Annotated in this window: 14 protein-coding genes; 6 read left to right on the top strand and 8 right to left on the bottom strand. The window is 70.7% G+C overall.

The features are described from left to right. Window positions 1-244: 244 nt before the first annotated feature. The 7 genes from ACJ73U_RS46165 to ACJ73U_RS46195 all read right to left on the bottom strand — a co-directional run bounded on the left by ACJ73U_RS46165 (window position 245) and on the right by ACJ73U_RS46195 (window position 11,325). Window positions 245-1,528 carry an amidohydrolase gene (locus tag ACJ73U_RS46165; protein ID WP_407784152.1) on the bottom strand — a complete coding sequence of 428 codons (1,284 nt, stop codon included), beginning with the start codon at window positions 1,526-1,528 and terminating at the stop codon, window positions 245-247. A 457-nt stretch (window positions 1,529-1,985) separates the two neighbouring features. After that, window positions 1,986-3,512: a non-reducing end alpha-L-arabinofuranosidase family hydrolase gene (locus ACJ73U_RS46170; protein ID WP_407784153.1), complete on the bottom strand. Its 1,527-nt coding sequence runs from the start codon at window positions 3,510-3,512 to the stop codon at window positions 1,986-1,988. A gap of 241 nt (window positions 3,513-3,753) precedes the next feature. After that, complete coding sequence (locus tag ACJ73U_RS46175; RefSeq protein WP_407784154.1) at window positions 3,754-3,876, bottom strand: hypothetical protein; 123 nt, start codon at window positions 3,874-3,876, stop codon at window positions 3,754-3,756. 333 nt (window positions 3,877-4,209) lie between these two features. Continuing rightward, the gene (locus tag ACJ73U_RS46180) at window positions 4,210-5,751 is read right to left on the bottom strand and encodes a M4 family metallopeptidase (protein WP_407784155.1); all 1,542 of its coding nucleotides are present in this window, start codon (window positions 5,749-5,751) and stop codon (window positions 4,210-4,212) included. Between the two features lie 420 nt (window positions 5,752-6,171). Then, window positions 6,172-7,197 (bottom strand): LacI family DNA-binding transcriptional regulator, encoded by a 1,026-nt coding sequence (locus tag ACJ73U_RS46185; RefSeq protein ID WP_407784156.1) that lies wholly within the window; start codon window positions 7,195-7,197, stop codon window positions 6,172-6,174. Between the two features lie 77 nt (window positions 7,198-7,274). Then, window positions 7,275-9,980 (bottom strand): family 78 glycoside hydrolase catalytic domain, encoded by a 2,706-nt coding sequence (locus ACJ73U_RS46190; RefSeq protein WP_407784157.1) that lies wholly within the window; start codon window positions 9,978-9,980, stop codon window positions 7,275-7,277. A gap of 28 nt (window positions 9,981-10,008) precedes the next feature. Further along, window positions 10,009-11,325, bottom strand: a complete 1,317-nt coding sequence (locus ACJ73U_RS46195; RefSeq protein WP_407784158.1) for an MFS transporter — start codon at window positions 11,323-11,325, stop codon at window positions 10,009-10,011. 343 nt (window positions 11,326-11,668) lie between these two features. Here ACJ73U_RS46195 and ACJ73U_RS46200 point away from each other — a divergent pair, with 343 nt between their 5' ends. The 6 genes from ACJ73U_RS46200 (at window position 11,669) to ACJ73U_RS46225 (ending at window position 23,200) form a co-directional block, all read left to right on the top strand. Further along, window positions 11,669-13,900, top strand: a complete 2,232-nt coding sequence (locus ACJ73U_RS46200; protein WP_407784159.1) for an alpha-L-rhamnosidase C-terminal domain-containing protein — start codon at window positions 11,669-11,671, stop codon at window positions 13,898-13,900. A gap of 49 nt (window positions 13,901-13,949) precedes the next feature. Further along, window positions 13,950-16,514: a glycoside hydrolase family 3 C-terminal domain-containing protein gene (locus tag ACJ73U_RS46205; RefSeq protein ID WP_407784160.1), complete on the top strand. Its 2,565-nt coding sequence runs from the start codon at window positions 13,950-13,952 to the stop codon at window positions 16,512-16,514. A gap of 40 nt (window positions 16,515-16,554) precedes the next feature. Then, window positions 16,555-19,314 (top strand): family 78 glycoside hydrolase catalytic domain, encoded by a 2,760-nt coding sequence (locus tag ACJ73U_RS46210; protein WP_407784161.1) that lies wholly within the window; start codon window positions 16,555-16,557, stop codon window positions 19,312-19,314. A gap of 835 nt (window positions 19,315-20,149) precedes the next feature. Next, window positions 20,150-21,607 (top strand): endo-1,4-beta-xylanase, encoded by a 1,458-nt coding sequence (locus ACJ73U_RS46215; protein WP_407784162.1) that lies wholly within the window; start codon window positions 20,150-20,152, stop codon window positions 21,605-21,607. 51 nt (window positions 21,608-21,658) lie between these two features. After that, the gene (locus tag ACJ73U_RS46220; protein WP_407784163.1) at window positions 21,659-22,657 is read left to right on the top strand and encodes a dienelactone hydrolase family protein; all 999 of its coding nucleotides are present in this window, start codon (window positions 21,659-21,661) and stop codon (window positions 22,655-22,657) included. A 156-nt stretch (window positions 22,658-22,813) separates the two neighbouring features. Continuing rightward, window positions 22,814-23,200 (top strand): nuclear transport factor 2 family protein, encoded by a 387-nt coding sequence (locus ACJ73U_RS46225; protein ID WP_407784164.1) that lies wholly within the window; start codon window positions 22,814-22,816, stop codon window positions 23,198-23,200. 23 nt (window positions 23,201-23,223) lie between these two features. Here the strand turns inward: ACJ73U_RS46225 and ACJ73U_RS46230 are convergent. After that, the coding region (locus ACJ73U_RS46230) for a helicase-related protein (protein ID WP_407784165.1) at window positions 23,224-24,135 on the bottom strand (912 nt) is incomplete at its 5' end.

The raw sequence follows: 24,135 nt of genomic DNA on the forward strand, positions 1-24,135 counted from the left end.
GCGTTCTGGCCGGTTCGGATTCGCTCAGGTCGAGGCGCGGCCGTGCTCGCCGGTGGTCGTGCGACTCCAATGCAATCCGGGAGTGTTGGCTATTCCGGCGCCGGCCTCGAAACTGTCTTGGGTTGCGATTCACCATTTCCCGCGGACCGAAACGCCGGGGTTCTGCGGCGGGCCGAAGCCCGCCGCTTAACCACACCAGCGCCCAATTGGCGCGTTCCGGTACGGCCGATGACGGCCGTACCGGTCAACTCCCGCTGGCGAGTGCGGCGAGTGCGGTGTGAGTGAGGACCCGAACGCCGACGAAAAGGGCGCGTTCGTCGAGGCGGAAGGTGGGGCGGTGAAGGTCGAACTGGGGGCCGTCGCCGTCCCACACCCCGAGCCGGGCGAACGAACCGGGGATCTGCTCGAGGTACCAGCCGAAGTCCTCGCCACCGGACGACTGCTTGGTGCCGGTTGACGCGTTCCCGCCGAGGGCGGCCTCGATGCCGGCGCGCATGAGCTGGGTGCAACCGGCGTCGTTCATCACCGGGGGCATCCCACGCTGGTGGTGTAGCTCGAAACCGACGCCGATGGGCGCGAGCAGCGACTCGACGAGCGTGGCCACCAGCGGCTCCAACTCCTCCCAGACCTCATGGTCCCCGGTGCGCAAGGTGCCACGCAGCACACCGTCCTGGGGCACCGCGTTCGCCGCCTCACCGGCGTGCACAGCGCCCCACATCAGCACCGTGCCCGACCGGGGGTCGACTCGCCGGGACAGCAGCGCGGGCAGGCCGGTAATCACGTTGCCGAGCGCGTGCACCAGGTCGGCGGTCAGGTGCGGGCGGGACGTGTGCCCGCCCGGAGAGGTCAACGTGAGCTCGAGACGATCGGTGGCGGAGGTGATGGCGCCGACCCGGGTGCCGACCCGGCCGACCTCCAGGCGGGGATCGCAGTGCAGGCCGAAGATCGCATCGACGCCGTCGATCCCGCCGGCCGCGATCACGTCGAGCGCACCGCCCGGCATGACCTCCTCGGCCGGCTGGAAGATCAGCCGAACCCGCCCGGGCAACTGTGGTGCCGACGCCAGCGCCATCCCCGCGGCGACCAGCATCGCCGTGTGCGCATCGTGACCGCAGGCGTGACAGGCGCCGGCCACGGCCGACGAGTAGGGCAGGCCGGTCGTCTCGGTGAGCGCCAGCGCGTCCAGGTCCGCACGCAGAGCCACCGTCCGGTCCCCGGAGCCGATGTCACAGAACAGCCCGGTGCCCTCCGCCATCAATGTCGGACGCAGCCCGACCGACCTGAGCAGCCCCGCGACCAGCTCGGTGGTGTCGAACTCCTGGCGGGGCAGCTCAGGATAGGTGTGAATGTGGCGGTACCAGGCCACGACATTGGCCGCGTTGGCCGCCAGCCAGTCGTCCAACCAACCCGGCCCCCGCCCAACACCGATGTCCTCCACAACGGACGAACGGACGCCGTCCGAGCTGATCAGTACGCCGGAGTCGGTGCCGTGCGGCTTTCCCGACCACGACGAATCAAGCAAAGTCATGCTGTTCCCCCAGAGAAGATCCCGTGCGCTTGTTCGGTCGTACTTCCAGAGATCGTGCCTGACCGACGTGGAGCCCGCACGGGTTTTAGGCTCGGGAGCGACACACAGTCAGCACATGCGCCGAACGACCACCGAAGTTCGGTCGCGCTGGTCAGTCACGGGTGCGGCGCGGTCAGCAGCGGCGGTCCGCGCCGGAATGGCGCTCGCTGTCCGAACATCACTTGCCGGGCTGGGCTGGTCACCGAGAGTGATCTATGTCCGGCGCCGGCTGCTGGTCCTTCCGAGGCCGAAGCCGACGCCGGACAGCACTCCGCGCCATCGGAGTGGGGCTGACCGTCAGCTGACCGCCGCCGCGCCGGTGAGGGCCGTCCTCGAGGGTGTGTTCCTGCGGGTCCGGCGCCCTCACCCGGTGAGGGGTGGGGGCGCCGGCCGGCTGGGGTGGATCTGCGTCAGGCGATCAGCGTTGCAGCGTCAGCAGGCCCGGTCGGTAGGGCAGCAGGCCGTAGTCGCCGCCGGAGCTGGGGCTGCGTCCCTGGTAGAGGAACTGCAGGTTGCAGGGGTCGATGGTCATGGTCTGGTCGGGGTTGCTGCGGATCAGGTCGCCGTGGCTGATGTCGTTGGTCCAGGTGGCGCCGCTGTTGGCCTTGCCGGCGAAGGGGTTGCTTTCGGTGGCGGCCTGGGGTGTCCACGAACCGCTCAGGCTGCTGGACGTGAACGAGCGGAAGTAGCGCCCGTTGCTCCCGATCGCCTCGACGATCATGAGGTACTGGTTCTGGCCCTGGACCTTGTAGACCTCGACGGCTTCGAACAGGTTGTTCGTGGAGTCGCTCATGATCTGCGTGTACGACGAGCCGAAGCTGCCCGGGAAGTTCCCGATGGGCATGCTGGCACGGTAGATCTTGCCGTTGTCACCGGCGAAGAACAGGTACATGTTCGTGCCGTCACCGATGAGTGTCTGGTCGATGGGGCCCGTGCCGGAGCCGGAGATGCTTCCGGTGAACAGCGTCTGCGCCGACGACCATCCGTTCGGGTTGGTGGGGTCGCTCGAGGTCTTGTAGCTGAAAGCGGTCGGACCCCACTGGTAGGCGAGCACCCAGATGTTCCTCGGGGCGAAGTAGAACAGCGTGGGTGCGACGGTGCCGGAGCTCATCCCGTTCTGGCTGGCCGAGGCCATGTCGGACCAGTTCGTGAAGGTGCTGAAGTTCATCGAGCCCCAGTTCGACCCCGTGTCGTGCGTCGTCGCGTAGACCAGGTGCTTGCCGTTGTAGACGACGTGGGTGAAGTCCTTGAGCGAGACCCAGCCCTGCTTCGGGTTCGCCAGCGATCCCGTCGATGACCAGCGGTACGTTGACGGAAGAGAGCACGTGCCGGGAGGGGTGTCCGCCAGGCGGACGAGTTGCCACTGCTGGTTGGCCCCGTTCGAGTCGGCGTACTGGACGACGGCCGCGCCGTCCGCGGTAGACGCGCCTGTCACCTCTACGGCTTTGCCGCTGTTGCGGTTGATCAGCCTGACGTAGCCGCCGTCGGAGTCGGCGAGACGGAACTGCTGGTTGGTTCCGTTGAGGTCCGTCCACTGCTGGACTTTCGCACCGTCGGCGGTTGACCGGCTGTCGACGTCGAGGATCTTGCCGGAGTTCTTCGACTTCAGCCGGTAGTAGCCGTCGCCGGAGTCCACGAACTGCCACTGCTGGTTCGCGCCGTCATGGCGAGACCACTGCTGGACCACCGCTCCGTCGGCGGTGGACGTGCCGGAAACGTCCATCGCCTTGCCGCTGTTGCGGTTGACCAGCACATACCACGCACTCGTGTCGACGGTCGCCGCCGACGCCGCACCGGTGTCGAGCGCGACCGCCCCGGTAGCCGCGAGCACGGTCGCGAGCAGGGTGATCAGCGCGCGGGCCCCACCTCTGCGCCGGACGCGATCCCCGCGGTGGGGTGCCGCCCGGGGTGGCACGGTCGGTGGGGCTTGGCCCATCGAACTCATGGTGGTTCTCCTTACAGTGCCAGGGCCGCACGAGGCCCGTCATGCGTAATAGGGAGCGCTCCCGAATTGGTCGCGACGGAGCGCGGGATCTGATCGGCAGGGTGCGTTGCGCCGATTGGGGTGAGGTGGTGCGCTCGTGCCGCCTACCCGATGCGGACGAGTCGCCAATGCTGGTTGGACGCGTTCCGGTCGCCGTGCTGGACGACGGCCGCTCCGTCTGGAGTCGAGGGGCTCGTGACCTCTACAGCTTGGCCGCAGCCGCCTTGACCAGCACATACCACGAGGGTGATCGCGAGGACGGCGACCGGTCCGACACGCCTGCCACGTCGTCGGCGATCCTGCTCAGACTCGCGTTGGATCTCATCGCGGCTCCTTGCCGAAGCGAAAGCGGTGACCGAAACAGCGCCAGTGTTAGCGTTAACATCCAAGCCCGCAGAACGCGCCCGCATCAATAGGGCATTGGAAGGAACGGTGAACATCGCCGCTTCATGCAGGTTGCCAGATTGTTTCCGAACCTTCAAGAGGTAAGTGTGACGGCATGAGCCCGGCCGCGCACGCCTGGGGCGCGGGTGGTGTTGGCTGCTTTCCTCCGAACAGGCAGAACTGGACAACGGCGCGGCGGTAACCGCGCCGATGTCCAGTCCTGTGGAACGGTGACGGCGGCCACCGCCCCGCGGTGGCCGCCGTCGTCAGTTGGTCACGGGCAGGTGGGTTCGCCGGACTGGGCCGGCACGCTGACCGCGTTCCACGCCGCGCGGACCGCGTTGAAGTCGGCGCAGTTTCCCGGGGTCAGGTTCTTGGCCGCCTGCAGGGTCCACACCCGGTACCGGGGGTAGCCGGACGCGGTGGTCTTCATCAACATGGCGTTGTAGAAGATCCGGATCGCGGTCTGCAGGCCGACACCCGTGACGGTCGAGCCGTTGCAGGTGGGGCTGGTCGGCTGGCCGTTGGTGGGGTTGCTGCCGTTGACCAGCAGGTAGTACCAGTGGTTGCCCGGCCCGGCGGCGGCGTGCACCTCACCGTTGGGCACCGAGTTGGAGAAGCAGTTCGGGTCGCCCAGCGCGCTCGGGTTGAACATGTTGCGGATCGGGCCGCTGCCGACGAGGTTGACCTCCTCACCCACCAGGAAGTCCGGCGGGTCGAACTGCGCCGGCTCGTTGGCGAAGCCCTCGGTGGTCGCGCCGAACACGTCGGCCACGAACTCCTGGGTGCCGCGCCGGGAGATGGCGCCCGGGGTGTTGTCGTCGATGCCGTGGCCCAGTTCGTGCGCGACGACGTCGATCGAGCTGATCCACTGGTTCTGCTGGTTGTGTCCTATTTGGACCTGGGTGCCGTCGTAGAAGGCGTTGAGGTCGTTCAGGCCGATGCGGATCGGCCAGCCGCCACCGTTGCCGTTGAAGCCGTTGCGCCCCAGCCACTGGGAGAGCATCCGCTCCTCGGTCTCCGCGGCGAACAGCGCGTCGAGACCACCGGTCTCGCGGGCGGTGGCGTTTCCGTTGCCCCACACGTCATCCGTGCCGGAGAACGTGGCGTTGCCGGTCGCGTTCTGGGCCTGCACGGTCGTGTGCGCCGGGTCGCGCAGCAGGAACGTGCTGCCCGACTGGGTGGTGGCGACCGTGATCGGGTTGGGGCCGTTGTAGGCGGACGTGCCGGTGCCGTTCATGACGTGCTCGACGGTCTCGAGTACCGCTCCGCTCAGCGCGTCGACGTACACCGACTGGCTCGAGTACTTCGTGCCCGCGGTGCCGGTCACCCGGACGTCCCAGGCCAACCGCGGCGTGTCGCCGAGCGCATATACCGACAGCACTGGGCGGGTGGTCGAGGCGACCGCGGTGAGCTGTCGGCGCGCGATGCCGGTGGCCTGGCCCGCGGTGAGTTTCGGGGTGGTGGCGAGCTCGCCGGTCGCCTGCTCCTGGGCCACCGAGAGGTCGAGCACAGTGCCCTTGCTGTCGGTGACCACCACGAAGTCGCCACCGACCACGGGGAGTTTCTGGTACGTGCGCTCATACGGCACGTACTGCAGGCCTTCCGAGCTGATCACGCTCAGCTGGACGAACTGCTCGTCCGCGCTGGCGTGCACCGCCGCCGGGGTCGCCGACACGAACGCGGCCGCCGACTGCGCGGCGAGCGCCTGCGCGCTGACGGTGGGTGGGGGAGCGGCGGTGGCGGTGCTGGTCAGGGCCATGACGGCCGCGCAGGCGGTGCCGACGGCGATGGCGAGTCTGGGTGTGCGTTTCAACGAATGCTCCTTTCCCAGCCCTGGAGGTGGGCCGGAAACATGCAGGGGACGAAACATTCAGCTGAGCGAAGTGATGCGCGTATGACCACGCGTGTTGGTGGGAACACAAGGAGTTAACACCTATGCACGGTAGTGAATGTCTCCGCTTCTGCCTACCGCCGTTAGGCAGAAGCGGCTGCGGAGAACCAGTCGACCTGGCGCACCACCGCTGGGACCAACTGATGTCGCGCCAACCGGGTTGTCACCGGCAGTGACAGGCCGGAGGCGGCGATCTGATGTCCTATGTGGACCCCAGAGGCCGCGGCGGCAGGCTTCGTTGACCGGATGCCGTTGTCTCGGTGCGTGGCGACCGAGGTGAGCGCGGACGTCGACCGGCCGACACCATGCCGCACTCGACCTCGGCGCCTGTCCGCCGCCCTGTCAGTGCCCGGCGGTGGAGGCGCGCACGACGAGTTCGGGCGAGAACTCGATCTGCCGGGCGCGTCCGTCGTGCTCGCCGGTCGCGGCCGCGTCGCCCAGCGCGATCTCCGCGAAGAGCAGGTCCGCGACGGCGGTGCCCAGTTCGGCGTGTGGGGTCCGGACGGTGCTCAACGGCACGATCGTGGACTGCGCGAACTCGATGTCGTCGTAGCCGATGACGGCGATGTCGTCGGGGACGCGGACCTGGTGGCGGGCCACCAACGCCTGGATGACGCCGATGGCCAGCAGGTCGTTGACGCAGAACAGGGCGTCGGGGCGCTGGGCAGGAGGCCGGTCGGCGAGCTGACCCGCGCAGGCGATGCCGGCCTCGACCGAGCGCTCGGTCACCGGAATGATCTCCAGCGTCGCGCCCGGGACCGACCTGACCGCGGACAGCGCTCCGTCGAGGCGGTCGGCGACCTGGCGCAGCTCGAGCGGGGACGTGACGAACCCGATGCGCCTGCGGCCCTGGTGGAGGAGGTGCCGCATGGCAAGGCGGCCGCCTTCGACGTGGTCGATGGACACCGACGCCTGGTCGGGGGACTCGGCGCGGCGGGCGGACAGGACGCTCGCGATGCCGTGGCCGCGCAGCTGGGCGAGCTCGGCTTCCACGTCCCCGACGGGCGCGATGATGATCCCGCTGACCTGCTGCTTGGCGAACAGCCGCAGGTAGCTGCGCTCGCGGTCGTGCGAGCCGGTGTCGTTGGCCATCAACAGGTACATGCCCCGCGCGGCCACTCGTCTCTCGATGGCGACGGCGATCTCGGGCGTGGTGGCGCTCGCGAGCTCGAAGGCGATGTAGCCGATCACGGGACTCACGCCCGTGCGCAGTGTGCGCGCCACGTCGTTGGGCACGAACCCGAGCGCGTCGACGGCCTGCTGGATGCGCTGCCGCGTGGCCTCCGACAGCTTGCGGGGCTTGTGGAAGAAGTTCGACACGGACGCCGGGGACACGCCCGCCAGGTCGGCGACCTCACGGATGGTCACCTTGTTCAGCCTGTCCTCCTCGGTCTGGCCCCGCTGGTCGTCCTCCTCATCGTAGTCGGGGCGGGGGCGGTGCCCGGTCAGGCGAGCAGATCAGCGAGTCCGCGCGTCACCTCCGGGTCGGTGCCGCCGAAGTCGGTGCGGGTCAGGTGCTTCGCGAGGTCGGTGGCGGGCGCGTCGAGGAACGGCGCCGAGCGGGCCGCGACCTCCGCGTCGTCGTGGGCGAGACCGTGTTCGACGAACAGCGCGACCGCCCGGGCCCAGCGGTGGGGATCGTCGATGAGGTCACGCACCGTCCTGACTGGACGCGGGGCACCGGCCGTCGGGTCCTCGACGTCCCACCGGTGGGCGCCGTGCCCGATCTCGACCGGGTCGGCGCCCGGCAGGTGCACGGTCGCGCGGGTGCCGACCGGGATGGTGACGTCCAGGGTGAACCGCCCGTGTTCGCGTCGCCAGGCGACCGACGCCTCGCCGTAGGGCGTGTGGTGCCGGGCGGCGGCGTGGTTGAGCGCGGGGGAGGGCACGGGCTTGACGACGATGTGTCGGTAGCCGGGCGCGGCCGGGGCGAGGCCGGCCAGGGACCGGTGCATCCAGTCGGCGACGGCACCGAGGGCGTAGTGGTTGAAGGAGGTCATCTCGCCCGGGTTGATGCTGCCGTCGGGCAGCATGCTGTCCCAGCGTTCCCAGATCGTCGTGGCGCCCATCGTGACTGGGTAGAGCCAGGACGGACAGCTTCTCTGCAGCAGGAGTCGGCCGGCGAGGTCGGAATGCCCGGCGAAGCACAGGGCGTCGCTGATCAGCGGGGTGCCCACGAAGCCGGTGGCGATGCGCAACCCGCTCGTGCGCACCAGGTCGGCGAGGCGCTCACCAGCCAGCCGCCGCTGCTCGCCGTCGGGCAGCAGCGCCCATGCCAGCGCCAGCGCGTACGCGGTCGGCGCGTCGGAGAGCACGCGGCCGGCCCCGGTGACGTAGTGCCGGGCGAACGCCTCCCGCGTCGTGGCGGCCAGCTCGGCGTAGTGCGTCGCGTCCCGGCCGAGGACGCGGGCCGCGTCGGCGACGATCTCGGCCGAGCGCGCCAGGTGGGCGGTGGCGACGACGTCCGGGTCGGTCGCGGCGGCGAACGGGTCGTCCGGTGGCGCGGTGGGATCGAGCCAGTCGCCGAACTGGAAGCCGCCCGCCCACACGCCGTCCGTGGTCAGGGACGAGATCTTGTCCACCCAGCCGCGCATGGTGTCGTACCGCCGCTCGAGGATGCCGGCGTCGCCGTAGCGCTGGTACAGCACCCAGGGCACGACGACCGCGGCGTCGCCCCAGGCGGCGGCGGTCGGCTCGGCGTCCTGGAGCACGTCGGGGACCACGAACGGGACCGCGCCGTCGGCGTGCTGGTCGGCGGCGAGATCGGCCAGCCAGGACGTGAGGAAACCCGCGGTGTCGAACAGGAAGGCGGCGGTGGGGCTGAAGACCTGGATGTCGCCGGTCCAGCCGAGCCGTTCGTCGCGCTGCGGGCAGTCCGTTGGTACGTCGAGGAAGTTGCCGCGCATGCTCCACACGACGTTGCGGTGGAACTGGTTGAGGTCTGCCTCGGAGCAGTCGAACCAGCCGGTGCGGCGAAGATCGCTGCCGACGACCACGGCTTCGGCCGCGCAGTCGGCGGCGCCGGTGATCTCGGCGTAGCGGAAGCCGTGGAAGGTGAAGCACGGTTGGACGGTGTGCGTGCCGGCGGGCAGCACGTAGGTGTCGGTGGCCTTGGCCGAACGCAGCGGGCGCACGCCGAGCTCGCCGTGTTCGAGCACCTCCGCGTGGCGCACCGTGATCTCCGCCGGTCCCCGCACGGTCAGCCGTACCCAGCCGACGAGGTTCTGCCCGAAGTCGACGAGGGTCCTGCCGGACGGGGACCGCCACGTGCGCACCGGCGGGAGCACCTCGGTGATCCGCACGGGTGGTCCGTCCGGCGCGCACAGCCTGCCCAGGTCGCCGTCGACCAGCTCCACGGTGTCGGTGACGACCGCCGCGGTGTGGTCGGTGTGCTGGCCGTCGTAGAGGTCGTCGGACTGGATCGCGCCGGTCCGCGCCGTCCACGTCTCGTCGGTGCCGACGACCTCGCGGGTGCCGTCGGCGTAGGTGACCTCCAGCTGCGCCAGCAGCGCGAGCCGCCGGCCGTAGTGCCCCCGCCTGCCGGTCCAGCCCAGCCGCCCCCGGTACCAGCCGTTGCCCAGGGTCACCTCGAGGACGTTCTCGCCGTCGGTCAGCAGGTCCGTGACGTCGTAGGTCTGGTAGCGCAGCCGGTGTGCGTAGGAGGTCCAGCCGGGCGCGAGCACCAGGTCACCGACGCGCCGCCCGTTCAGCGTGGCCTGGTACACACCGTGCGCGGTGACGTACAGCCGGGCCGACACCGCCGGCTGCCGCGGCGTCATCGTGCGCGACAGGACCGGTGCGGGTCCGTCGATGGTGGCGGGAGCGATGAACCGGGCCGACCAGTCCGCGGCGGACAGCAGTCCAGCCTCCACTGTGGACGGTTCGCTCCACGGCGACCACATCCCGCCCGAGGCGACGCGTACCCGGACCGTCGCCCGTTCCCGCGCGGTCAGCGGTGCGAACGGCCACGGCACGAGCACCTGCTCGGTCGACTCGACGCGGACCACCTCGCCGTCGCGCGCCAGCTCGTAGGCCGTCTGCGCCCAGTCCGGGTCGTCCGTGCGCACCTGCCACGACAGCCGCGGTCGTGGCACGCCCAGCCCGAGTGGGTGGTCGAGGTGCTCGAAGCGAACCGGGCCGACGGTCAGCAAGGGTCCTCCTGGAAGTTCCGTGGCCGGCTCACGCGGCCGCCCGTTCGGTCTCGATCTGTTCGAGCGACTTGCCGGCGGTGTCGGGCATGAAGAGGAAGCCGACGACCCCGCTGACGAGCAGGGAGACGGTGAGCAGCGCGGCGACCGGCCCGATGCCGGCGTTGGCGAGCACGGGCACGAAGAAGCTCCAGACCCCCAGGATCGTCCGCGCCGCGCCGAAGGTGAAGCCCTGCGCGGTCCCACGGAGCATGGTGGGGAACAGTTCCTGGCTGAAGATCTTGTACATGGCCTCGCCGGCGAACGCGGCACCCACGCCGAAGAGCAGGATGTTCGCGATGATCACCGGGATCGTGAACGGAAAGACGAGGTAGGCGCCGTAGGCGAGCACCTGCATCACCGCGCCGGCCGCCCACATCACCCGGCGGGTCCGGTGGCTGCGGTCGACCAGGCGCAGGAACGGCAGCGTGGCGAGGATGCCGATCACGAAGCCCGCGCAGGACAGCGCGACGCTCGCGGCCTGGCCGCCGGCGTGGAGCGTCCTGATGATGTAGGGCGTGAAGATGCCGCTGGTGCCGGCGGCGAGGTTCCAGAACAGGTAGATCGTCGCGGTCCACAGCAGTGCCCGGAGGTTGCCGCCGCGGAACAGCGCGCGGACCTTGTGCACGGTGGCCGCCGCGGCGGCGGTCTGCCAGCGGGCCGACTCCGCGAGCCCGCGGCGCAGCGCCCAGGTGACGATCGCGACCACGAACAGCATGGCGAACACGATGCGGATGCCGAGCAGGTCCAGGGAGGACAGCGCGAGGGCGAGCAGCAGGACGACCACCGGCCCGGCGTTCCACGCGATCTGGGTGAAGCCCACCAGCTTGCCGCGTGCCTTCGCGGGCGAGAACTCGCCGACCAGTGCGAGCGAGGTGGGCACGTCGGCGCCGACCGCGACTCCGACGACGAACGTCCCGACGAACAGCATGGGCGCGTTGACCGCCAGCATGATCAGCAGGATGCCGGCCGCGTAGACGAGCAGGTCGTACTTGTAGATCCGCTTGCGACCGAGTTTGTCGCCGAGCCGGCCGCCGAGGAACGCGCCGAGCGCGCACCCGAGCGCGTTCGGGCCGATGGCGGCGAGCGCCCCGACCGCACCGTCGCTCAGCCCGAGGTAGGTCTGGAACAACGCGAGGCCGGAGCCCAGCGCGACGATCGAACCGGCGTCGAGGTAGGACGCCATGCCGGCGAGGACCGACCACTTCCAGTGCTCACGGGTGACGATGCCGCCGTCCTCGGCCGGGACGACCCCGACCTGCTCGCTCGGACCCATCTGGACCTCCCAGTCGCCGTTGACCCGGGCCACGTTTTGAAACGTATCAAAAGTGAAAGGTAGCGAACAGGCCCGGCCCGCTCAAGCCCTCGTCCGACCAGTGGGCCAAGTAGGTCAATCGTTTTAGTACGTGGGACAGCGGCCGACTCCTCCCAGGTGTCCCGTCGGCGGTGGCCGGCGACGCGGGCGGCGCTCCGACGTCCGGTTTCAGCCGAGAGCTTGCCTTTCCCGCCGACAATCCCTTAGCTTTTTCCGTGTCCAGGCCCCTGCGGCGGCGTCCTCGCCCATCGCCTGGAACTCCAGCGGACCTCGACTCGACGAAGAGGGGTAGGTCGCATTGAAACGATTTACTAGCGGTCGGCGGTCGGTGCGCCGGATGACGGCCGTCGGTGTGCTCGCCGGCACGGCCGTGTTGATCATGGGGACGGTCCCGCAGGCGAGCGCGGCACCCCTGCCGGGCGCCGCGCTCCCCGCGGCCGCCACGCGCTGGCAGCCCTACGTCGAGGGCCCAGCCTCGGCGACCGTCCGCGCGATCGCCGCCGAAGGCCGGGGAAAGGTGCGCCACGCGCGGTCGCTGGTGTCGGGACACGGGCCGGACACGACGCTGACCACCACGGCGGGGGACACCCCGGCGTCGGTCCTGCTGGACTTCGGCAAGGACGTCGGGGGCGTGCCCTTCCTCGACGTCCGCGAGGTCAGCGGCGGTCCGACGATCACGCTCGTCACCACCGAGGCGCGCCAGTACGTCAGGACTCCCGCGGCCACGACCGTCACCGCGCCGGCTCCGGCCGGCGTCACCCGCGTGCCGCTGGCCTCGACCGCCGGTCTCGAAGTGGGCAACACGATCACCTTCGCCGCCGCCGCGGGCCCGGTCACGGGCACCATCACCGGTTTCGACACCGCCGCCAGGACGGTGGACCTGCGCTCCCCGCTCACCCGTGACCTCCCCGCCGGCACCGCGGTGTCCACCTCGCCCGGGGCGCCGAGCTCCGACGAGGCACCCGGCCTCGCCGGGGTCGGCGGACCCGCCACCCTGCGACCCACGGCGCCGGGACGGCTCACCGCCGGCTTCCACGGCGGGTTCCGGTTCGTCCTGGTCACCGTGTCGTCGCCGGGAAGCGTCTCGCTGTCCTCGCTGGGCGTGGACTTCCAGGCGTTCCGCGCCACCCCGGCCGACTACCGCGGCTGGTTCCTCTCCAGCGACGACCAGCTGAACCGGATGTGGTACGCGGGGGCCTACACGCTGCAGCTGAACCTGAAGGCGCCCGGGTTGAACGGCCTGCCGGACGCCCGCGTCTACGACGGCGCCAAGCGTGACCGCAGCATCTGGACCGGTGACCTGCTCGTCCAGGGCCCGACCGCGGTCAGCACCCTCGGCACCGTCGGCGCCCAGTACCTGCGCTCGTCGCTGGACGTGCTGCTCGCCCAGCAGCGGGCCGACGGCGCCCTTCCCGGCTCGCCCGACTTCGCCAAGCGCACCTCACCCCAGGGCGCCCCGCTCTACTACTCGAACAACTACTCCGGCTACGGCGCGCGGGCGTTCGTCGACTACTACCGCTACACCGGCGACAAGGCCTACCTCACCCGCGTGCTCCCGGCGCTGCGGCGAGAGCTGGCCTACAACGACACCTTCCTGAACGCCGACAACCTCGTGGTCTCCAACGACCGCGACTACTGGCAGGCCGCCCAGACCGGGGAGGTGACCAAGTACAGCATCGACTACTACGTCCTGCTGCGGGAGATGGCGTGGCTGGAGCGTTCCGCGGGGTCCGCGACCGCCGCCGCGGCGGACGACGCCAAGGCCGACGCCATCAGGACCGCGGTGATGACGACGCTGTGGAACCCCCGCCTCGGTGCGTACGGGCAGAGCAGCACCAACCCCGACCTGCTCGTGGGCGACGCGAACGCGCTGGCCCTGCGGTACGGGTTCGTGCCACGCGGGCACGAGGCGAGCGTGCTGGCCGCGCTGAGGACACTGTGGACCCCGCACGGCGCGATCATGGGGCCCGGCCTGCAGGACCCGACCGGGCACACGATCGAACCGTTCGGCAACGGGATGGAGACCGCGGGCCGCTTCAGCGTCGGCGACACCTCGGGTGCGCTGGATCTGATGCGCCGCACCTGGGGCCCGATGGTCGACGCGAACAACCCGCTGTTCACGGGTGCCTTCTGGGAGTTCAAGAACAGCGCCGGGACAGTGAACCGTGCGACCGCGAGCCTCGCCCACGGCTGGGCCGCCTCGCCGACGGTGCAGCTCACCGAGCAGGTGCTCGGCGTCACCCCGGTCGACGCCGGCTACCGGAGCTGGCGCATCGAACCGCACCCCGGCGACCTCGCGTGGAGCGCGGGCACCGTGCCGACGGCCTACGGGGCCATCCACGTCGGCTGGACCGCGCGGCGGCGGGCGGGCACGTTCACCCTCACCGCGCGAACACCGAGGGGCACGAACGGCACCATCGTCGTTCCGGTGCGCGGCGACGCGCGGATCACGGTCAACGGCCGGACGGTGTGGCGCCACGGCAACGGATTCGCCTACCACGCGACCGGCGGCGACGGCCACGTCGTGCTCACCGTGCCGGGTGGCGACTACCAGATCACCACCACGTGAACCCATGAGTGCGGGGATCCGAGTGTCCCCACGACAAAGGAGTCACCGCATGGACCTCACTCGCCGCTCGTTGCTGAAGTGGTCCGGGGCCGGCGCGGCCGCCGTCGGCGTCACGGTCGTCACGCCGTCCGTCCCGGCCGACGCCGCGCCGGCCGGGACGCTGACCGGGCCGGTGGCCGTCACGCCCCCCACCTCGGCGGCGTCGAGGGACGCCGTCGACCGGGCCCGGCAGCTCGTGGCCGGGATGACCCTCGACGAGAAGATCGCCTACTGCCACGGCATTCCGGCGACGCGGGGCTTCACCGGCCACATCCCCGCCAACACCCGGCTGGGCATTCCCGCGCTGCGCATGGCGGACGGACCAGGCGGAGTGGGCAACGGCTCCACCGGCGTCACCCAGTGGCCCGACTCGAAGGCGCTGGCGGCCACCTGGAACCCGGACACGGCCGCGGCGTACGGCACCGCCTACGGCGCCGAGCAGGCGGCCAAGGGCCACAACGTCGCCCTCGCCCCGTGCATCAACATCCTCCGCGTGCCGCACTGGGGCCGGTCGTTCGAGACCTACACCGAGGACCCCCACCTCAACGGGCGGCTCGCCGCGGCCACGATCCGCGGCATCCAGGCCAACCACGTGATCTCGACCGTGAAGCACTTCGTGGCCAACAACCAGGAGATCCTGCGCAACTCCATCGACGTCGTGGTCTCGCCGCGCGCCCTGCAGGAGATCTACTACCCCGGCTTCCGCGCCGCGACCCAGCAGGGGCGCGCGGGTGCGGTGATGACCTCCTACAACAAGGTCAACGGCACGTGGGCACACGAGAACCGGGTGAACGTGCAGGACGTCCTGCGGGACACGTGGGGCTTCGACGGCATGGTCATGTCCGACTGGGGCGGCACCCACAGCACCGTGCAGACCGCCAAGGCGGGCTCGGACACCGAGATGCCCGGCGGCACCTACCTCGGGGACGCGCTCGGGGCGGCGGTACGGCGCGGTGACGTGAGCGAGGCGCTGCTCGACACGATGGTGACGCAGGTCCTGACGCCGATGATCCGGATCGGGTTGTTCGACCACCCCCTCCCGGACCCGGCCACGGTGGTCGACGAGGTGGTCTCCACTCCCGCGCACCTCGACCTCGCCCGCCGCGTCGGCGTCGAGGGCAGCGTGCTGCTCAGGAACGACGGCACCCTGCCGTTCGGCCGCCCGTCGAGCATCGCGGTGATCGGTGACGCCGCCGACGCGGGCGCGCAGACCCACGGCGGCGGCTCCGGCAGCGTCAACCCCAACGGCGCCGTCGTCACGCCCCTGGCCGGGATCCGGGCCAGGGCCGGGTCGATCCCGGTGACCTACGCCCGCGGCACGCTCGGCATCGGGGCGTTGCCGACGGTCCCGGCGTCGGTGTTCGGCGCCGGGCTGACCGTCACCTACTACGCCGCCACCGACCTCACCGGTGATCCCCTGGGCACCGAGACCGTGCCGGACCTGAACGTCACCACCACACCGGCGACGGTCGAGAACGAGACCGACGGCTGGTCCGCCCGCTACACCGGGACGTTGCGCCTCGCCGAGACCGGCGGCTACCGGTTCAGCCTCGCCGCCGGCGGCCTCACGACGGTGACCATCGACGGGCAGACCGTGCTGACCTACCCGCCGAACCGCGAGAACGTCCAGAACGCGCTGGTCACGCTGACCGCGGGTGACCACGACATCGAGGTGACCTACAGCTCGGCCGCGCCGGTGCCCGGCAGGCGCCCGCCGCGCACCTCGCTGGTGCTGGGCTACCAGGCGGGGTACGAGCGGCTGCACCAGGAGGCCGCCGCGGCCGCCCGGTCCGCGGCCGTCGCGGTGGTGGTCGTCGCCGACGTCACCAGCGAGGGGATGGACCGCTCGACGCTGGCGCTGCCGGCCGACCAGGACGAGCTGATCACCGCGGTCGCCCGGGCCAACCCCCGCACCGTGGTCGTGCTGAACACCTCGGGTGCGGTGCTCATGCCGTGGCTGGACCGCGTGCGGGCCGTGCTCGCCAACTGGTACGGCGGCCAGGAACAGGGCAACGCGCTGGCCGCGATGCTCTTCGGCGACGCCGAGCCGGGCGGCCGACTGCCCGAGACGTTCCCCGCCACCGACCGCCAGGGCCCGGCCAGGACCAGCGTCGAGTTCCCCGGCGACGGGGTCCAGGTCTACTACGACGAGGGCCTGGCGGTCGGGTACCGCTGGTACCAGCAGTCGGGGGAGAAGCCCCTGTTCCCGTTCGGGCACGGCCTGTCGTACACGAGTTTCCGGCTGGAGCGGCTCCGCGTGTCCCGCACGCGGGACGGTCTCCGCGCGCAGGTGAGCGTCACCAACACCGGTCGTCGCGCCGGCGCCGAGGTCGTGCAGCTCTACCTCACCGCACCCGAGGCAGCGCGGGAACCGTCCCACCAGCTCAAGGCCTTCGCCAAGGTGACCCTCCAACCGCGGCAGAGCACGACGGTGTCCCTCGACGTGCCACGCGAGTCGCTGGCCGTCTGGCTGAACTCCGGCACCGGGTGGACGGTCCTGCCCGGCGCCTACACGATCGCGGTCGGCACCTCGTCGGCGGACCTGCCACTGCGTGAACGCGTGACGCTGTCCTGACTCCGGCCGCTCCCCGACCGCCTCGTCGCGAGGAGACACCATGACGACCACCCGCCAGGGCAGGGTCGGGCCACGGGCGTGGCGGCTGGCGGCGGCGACCGCGCTGGCGGTGGCGCTGCTGCCGCAGACCGGTGCCGCAGGGGCGACCGACCCCGACGGGGGGCTGCTTCGCGCCGTGGCGCTGACCGCCGAGCACCTCACCGACCCGCTCGGCATCGACACCGCGACACCGCGACTGTCGTGGCTCGACAGCTCGAACGTCAACGGCGCGGCCCAGACGGCCTACGAGGTCGCGGTCTCGACCGCTGCCCGCGGATCGGGCACGGTGTGGGAGTCCGGCAAGGTGGACTCCGCACGGTCCTACGACGTCGGCTACGCCGGCCCACCGCTGCGGTCGCGCACCCGGTACCGCTGGACGGTGCGGGTGTGGGACAACCGCGGGCACGCCTCGCCGTGGAGCCGGTCGGCCTGGTTCGAGACGGCCTTCCTCGATCCGGCGGCGTTCCAGGGCGCCTGGATCGGCCGGCGTGCGGCAGCCGGTGAGACGACGCCGAACCCGCTGCTGCGCAAGGAGTTCCCGCTGCACGGCGGGATCACCAGCGCCCGCGCGTACGTGTCCGGGCTGGGCTTCCACCAGCTGTACGTCAACGGCCACCGCATCGGCGATCACGTGCTCGATCCGGCGTTCACCAACTACGACCGGACCGTGGACTACGTGACCTACGACGTCACGGCGGACGTGCGGGCCGGCCGCAACGCGGTGGGGGTGGGCCTGGGCAACGGCTGGTACGCCGGCAACGCGGACCATTTCAGCGTTCCCGAGGCGGTGCCCTGGCAGCCCGCCCGACCCGAGCTCAAGTTCCAGCTCACCGTGCGCTACGCCGACGGCAGCTCCGCCCAGGTGGTCAGCGACACCGGTTGGGTCACCGCCGACGGGCCGACGACCGCCGACGACGTCCAGTCCGAGACCTATGACGCCCGCCTCGTCCGACCCGGGTGGACATCGCCCGGATACGCCGCGAACGGGTGGACCCCGGCCGTGACCGTCCCGGCGCCGACCGGTGTGCTCCGGGCGCAGTCGATCCCACCCGTCCGGCGGACCGCGACCACGAGACCGGTGGCGGCCACCGAGCCCCGCAGCGGCGTGACGGTCTACGACTTCGGCACCACCACCTCGGGCTGGGCGCGGATCACCATGCTCGGCGCGTCCGGCACATCGGTGCGCATCCGCTACGCGGAGCGGCTCAACCCCGACGGGACAGCCGAAGACGAGAACGGCCAGACCGACGTCTACACCCTCAGGGGCGGCGGCCCGGAGACCTACGAGCCGAGCTGGGGGTGGAAGGGCTACCGGTACGTGCAGGTGTCGGCCGCCGCCGCGCCGCCCAGGATCCTCTCCGCCCGAGGCGTGGCGGTGCACACCGCGCTGGCGAGCACGGGCGACTTCCACAGTTCCAGCGCGCTGTTCGACACCATGCACGACGCGATGCGCCGGACCATCCTGAACAACCAGTACTCGTTCGGCACGGACACCCCTGTCTACGAGAAGGGTGGCTGGACCGCGGACAACCGGCTCATCGCGATCGCCGCGATGAGCAACTTCGACATGCAGGCCTATACCGAGAAGTGGATGCGGGACTTCACCGACGACCAGTACCCCGACGGCAGCCTCCCGCTGATCGTGCCCAGCCCGGCCACCTGCACCACCGCCCCGTTCCCGGTCTGCGCGGACTGGCACGTGACCGAACCGGTGTGGGAGAGCGCCGACATCCTGATGCACACCTACCTGTACACCTACTACGGCGACCTCTGGTCGGTCCGCCGTGACTACGGCACGATGGCGGCGTGGCTGAACAAGGTGGAGTCGGAGATCAGCACGACCGGCTACCTCTACCAGGGCTTCACCTTCGGCGACTGGTCGGTGCCCACGAACTCGGTCGCCCCGTCCAGCCAACTCATCGGCAGCATGTTCGTCCACGAGTCGGCGGCCGAACTGGCCAGGCTGGCCACACTGCTCGGTGAGGCGGCCGGAGCCCGCCACTACCAGCAGCTGGCGGACGCCGTCCGGACGGCCGTCACCTCGAGGTTCTACGACCCCGCCCGGCACGTCTTCCGCGACCCGCCCGGCACGGCCCCCGAACCCGGCGGCTACTCGCAGACCGCGAACCTGCTGGGCCTGGCCTTCGGGCTCGCACCCGCGAGGGACCGGCGGGCGATCGTGGCGAACCTGGTCGCCGACGTGGCCGCCAAGGGCAACCACCTCGCGACCGGAGCCAACGGTTCCCAGTGGATCCTGCCCGTTCTGACCGAGGCCGGTTACGGCGACCTCGCCTACCAGATCGCCACCAACCCGACCTACCCCGGCTGGGGGCACTGGTTCGAACAGTGCGGCGCGACCACCATGTGGGAGGCGTGGGAGTGCGACACCGCCCGGTCCCACGACCACGCGTTCATGGGCACGATCGACGACTGGTTCTTCACCCACCTCGCCGGAATCCAACCGACCGGGCCCGCGTTCCGGACCATCCGCGTGAAGCCCTATCCGGTCGGTGACCTGACCACCGCCTCGGCCGACCAAACCACGCCGCTCGGACGGGTGAGCTCCAGCTGGCGGCGGTCCGGGCACACGTTCGACCTCACCGTGCGGATCCCGGTCGGCGCGACCGCCCAGATCCACGTACCGGCGGCCGAACCGGCCTCCGTCCGTACCCACGGCGGGGCGACGTTCACCGGTACTCAGGACTGTTGTGCCGTCTACACGGTCCGCTCCGGGACATACGCGTTCCAGTCCACGATGTGACCCGTCGCGGCGGTGTGCGGGGTCCGTCGCCGGGACGACCAGAGCCCCGGTTCCGCCGGACATCGGCAGCACACCGCCACAGGATGAACGCCTGATCGGCTCGTGGAGCCGCTTGGCGGCGAGCACCGCGAGCAGGCCCACCGCGCCGCCGCCCCACGGCGACTGTCATCCCCGGGCAGGCCCCTGTTCACGGCCCCTGTCGACCGGTTCCGACTGGATCAGGATCGGCACCCGGCGCTGGCGGCTCGGGCGAGGGGCGTGGGCCGAGCGGGACCAGCCCTTCGTCGTGGACCGCCAGCGGCTCGTGACTGGTTACCGGCTCCCGCCGATCGGCGCAGCGGGGCCAGCAGCGCCGCGGATCAGGCGGGCGCCGACCGGCGTCCTGGGGTCTGCTTCTCGGCTCCCGGCATCGCCGGTCCACTTCGCCGAAATGCATTTTCAGGCCGCGGTGGTGAAAGTTTCGGAATGGTGTTTCGTCGCTGGGACCTAATTCGAAAGTTTCGGCGATCCCGCCTGGTTGGCGTTCATTCTGGCGGTGCTCTCGTCCTTTGGTCGCGCTCTCATGGATGGTGACGCCCGCCCTCGCTGTCGTGGCCATGCGTGGACTGGAGCTGAAGTCACCGCAGGTAGAAGAGGTCATCTCGTCTTTTCGGGAGATCGCGTGGATCGTGTGATCATTAGTTAGCGCTCACATCGAGACAGTCGGAGATATTGACTTAATGTCGACGGTCTGTCTACATTCGGTGCAGCGCCGCTACGTGGCCGCTTGATGGCGTGAGGCACGCCGCCTGCGTTTGTCGATCCTTGTGGACAACGATGTCGGAAGGAATCTGCGATGGGTCAAACTGCTTCGAGAATTCGGTTGGCGGCGGTGGTCTGTCTCGCTGTGGGGTTGTTGGTCACGGGGTTCGTGTCGGTGTTCGCCGGCACCGCGCACGCGGCGGCATCGACACTGGGTGCCGCGGCGGCACAGTCCAACCGCTACTTCGGCACCGCGGTCGCGGCCGGCAAGCTCGGTGACAGCACCTACACCACGATCCTGCGGCGTGAGTTCAACGCCATCACGCCGGAGAACGAGATGAAGTGGGACGCGACCGAGCCGTCCCGCAACTCCTTCAACTTCGCCAACGGCGACCGGATCGTCAGCCAGGCCCGCGGTCAGGGAGCGCGGATGCGGGGGCACGCCCTGCTCTGGCACCAGCAGCAGCCGGGATGGGCGCAGGGCCTTTCCGGCAGTGACCTGCGGTCGGCGATGATCAACCACGTCACCCAGGTCGCGACGCACTACAAGGGCCAGATCTACGCCTGGGACGTGGTCAACGAGGCGTTCGCCGACGGCAACAGCGGCGGCCGCCGGGACTCCAACCTGCAACGCACCGGCAACGACTGGATCGAAGCCGCGTTCCGCGCCGCCCGCAACGCCGACCCGAACGCCAAGCTCTGCTACAACGACTACAACACCGACGGCATCAACGCCAAGAGCACCGGCGTCTACAACATGGTGGCCGACTTCAAGAACCGCGGCGTGCCGATCGACTGCGTCGGCTTCCAGTCCCACCTGACCAACTCGGCGCCGAGTGACTACCAGGCCAACCTCCAGCGCTTCGCCGCCCTCGGCGTCGACGTGCAGATCACCGAGCTGGACATCTCCGGTTCGAACCAGGCCGCCGTCTACGGCAACGTCACCCGCGCCTGCCTGGCCGTCTCGCGCTGCACCGGCATGACCGTGTGGGGCATCCGGGACAGCGACTCGTGGCGGACCGGGGAGAACCCGCTGCTGTTCGACGGCAACGGCAACAAGAAGGCCGCCTACAACACGGTCCTGGACGCCCTCAACACCGCCGCCCCCGGCGGTGGCGATCCCGGCGAGCCGCCGGCCGGCAGCGGCGAGCTGCGGTCGGCGGGGGCGAACAGGTGCCTGGACGTGCCCGGCGCCAGCACGACCAACGGCACGCAGGTGCAGCTGTGGGACTGCCACGGCCAGTCCAACCAGCAGTGGACCTACACGTCGAGCAAGCAGCTGACCGTGTACGGCAGCAAGTGCCTCGGCGCCAGCGGTCGAGGCACGGCCAACGGCACCGCGGTGGTCATCTGGGACTGCGACGGTGACGCCAACCAGCAGTGGAACGTCAACGCCAACGGCACGATCACCGGTGTCCAGTCGGGGCTGTGTCTCGACGCCATCGGCGCCGGCACGGCCAACGGCACCAAGATCCAGCTCTACGCCTGCACCGCCGCCGCGAACCAGCAGTGGACCGGCCTCGAGACCGACGGCGGCGGCAATGCGCGGTGACCGTGGCGCGGGACGCGCACCGGTACCCGTGGTGACGAGGAGGTGACCGGCATGTGGCGAGGCGTCAGGGCCGCCGTGGTCGCGGTGGGGCTGGCGGCGGGGATGGTCGCGACCCAGCCGGCGTCGGCCGCCGACAACCCGTACCAGCGGGGCCCGGACCCGACCGTGCAGAGCGTGGCGGCCAGCCGGGGGACGTTCGCGACCGCGTCGGTCAGCGTGCCGCCCGGCAACGGGTTCAACGGCGGGATGATCTACTACCCGACGGACACCAGCCTGGGCACCTGGGGCGCGGTGGCGATCGTGCCGGGTTACACGGCCAAGTTCGCCAACGAGGAGGCCTGGATGGGGCCGTGGCTGGCCTCGTTCGGGTTCGTCGTGATCGGGGTGGAGACCAACAGCCTCACCGACTACGACACCGCCCGGGGCACGCAGCTGCTGGCCGCGCTGGACTACCTCACGCAGCAGAGCCCGGTGCGTGACCGCGTCGACGCGACCCGGCTGGGCGTGATCGGGCATTCCATGGGTGGTGGCGGTGCGATCAGCGCGGCGGAGCGGCGACCGTCGCTGAAGGCCGCCGTGCCGCTCGCGCCCTTCTCGCCGTCGCAGAACCTGGCCACCGACCAGGTGCCGACGATGATCGTCTCCGGGCAGAACGACACCGTGGTCACCCCGTCCTACCTGGACGGTCTGTACGCGACCATGCCGGCCGCGACGCAGAGCGCGTTCGTGGAGATCGCCGGGGCCGACCACCTGTTCCCGACCCGGGCGAACGCGACCGTGACCCGGCTGACGATCCCGTGGCTGAAGATCTTCCTCGACCAGGACACCCGGTACACCCAGTTCCTGTGCCCGTCGCTGGCCGACTCGTCCGGCGTCTCGCGGTACAGGAGCAGGTGCCCGTACGTGCCCCCGGGCGGCGGCTCGACACCGCCGCCGCCGACGGCGCGGCAGTGTCTCGACGCGACCGGCGCCGGCACGGCCAACGGCACCAAGATCCAGCTGTACGCCTGCACCGCGGCTGCGAACCAGCAGTGGAGCGGGCGCGACTGACAGACCGCGTCGCGGTCACGTTCCGGGTGGTGGGCTCATGAGGCCCACCGCCCGGAACTGTCACGTCCGCCTCCGGGTTCGACGCTCGGAGCGCGGTGTATCGGTTGTCGCCGTACGCGGCCTACGGTTGCTTCGCGACACCGATCAGGAGGAGCGATGAGCCAGCCCGACACACTGTCGATGAGCCAGATCGACGACCTGGAGGACCGCCGCTACCGGGCGATGGTCGACGGCGACACCGGAGCGCTCGGCGAGCTCCTGAGCGACGAGGTGATCTACACGCATTCCAACGCCTCGGTCGACACGAAGACCTCCTACCTGGAACGGCTCCGCACCGGAGACCTCGTGTACCACTCGCTGGAGCACACCACCGACAGCGTGGTGAGCCGGCCGGGAGTGGTGATCATCGGCGGCACCATGTCGGGGTCGATCCGCATGCACGGGGCCGCGAAGTCGCTGAACAGCCGGGTCGTCTCCGTCTGGGTGGCTGAGGCCGGACGGTGGCGTCTCGCGGCGTTCCAGCCGACCCCGGTCCCCGCCTGACCGGAGCTGGACCCGGCTCGCGATCAGCCGCGCCGCTTCGTCCGGGGCTTGGACTGGTAGCGCTCCCTGCGTACGGTCGTGCGGCGTCCCTTGATGCTGGTGCCCCGGAGTGCGGCGATCACCTCGTCCGCGGCCGACTCCGGCACCTCGACGAGTGAGAAGCGGTCGGTGATCTCGATCGCGCCGATGTCGCGGCCGGTGAGGCGCGACTCGCCGGCGATGGCACCCACCAGGTCCTGCGGTCGCACGCCTGCCGCGCGTCCGGTGCCCACGTACAGCCGGGTCATGCCCTCGCGGGCGGTCCTGCCGCGGCGGCGTTCACGGCCGGCGCGGTCGTCCGGCGCCAGTGGGGCGACCTCGGGGATGTCCTCCTCGTCGGCCGCGGCGCCGCTCGCCTCGTGCGCCAGTCTGACCGCGGCGAGCGCGACCTCCACCAGGTCGAACTCGTCGGCGAGGGGCTCCACCACGGCGCGGAACCGCTCCAGATCGCCGTCGAGGAGGGTCTCGCGCAGCGCCGCGCGGGTCAGCTCCAGCCGGCGGGAGCGCAGGTCGGCGACGGTGGGCAGCGTCTCGACCGGGATCCGCCGGCCGGTCACCTGCTCGATCGTCTTGATCATCCGTAGTTCGCGGGGCTCGGCGAGCGTGACGGCGACCCCCTCACGCCCTGCCCGGCCGACGCGGCCGACGCGGTGCACGTAGGCCTCGGGCGCGCTCGGCACGTCGTAGTTGACGACGTGGGTGAGCTGCTCGATGTCCAGCCCTCTGGCCGCGAGGTCGGTGGCCACGACGAGGTCGAGCGTGCCCGCCCGCAGCCGCCCCACCACACGGTCACGCTGCTGCTGGTCGAGTCCGCCGTGTAGACCCTCGGCGCGGTAGCCGCGTCCGTTCAGCGTCTCGGTGAGCTGGTCGACCGCCTCCCGGGTGCGGCAGAACAC

The organism is Actinophytocola sp., from assembly GCF_045807065.1.
Lineage (GTDB): Bacteria > Actinomycetota > Actinomycetes > Mycobacteriales > Pseudonocardiaceae > Actinophytocola.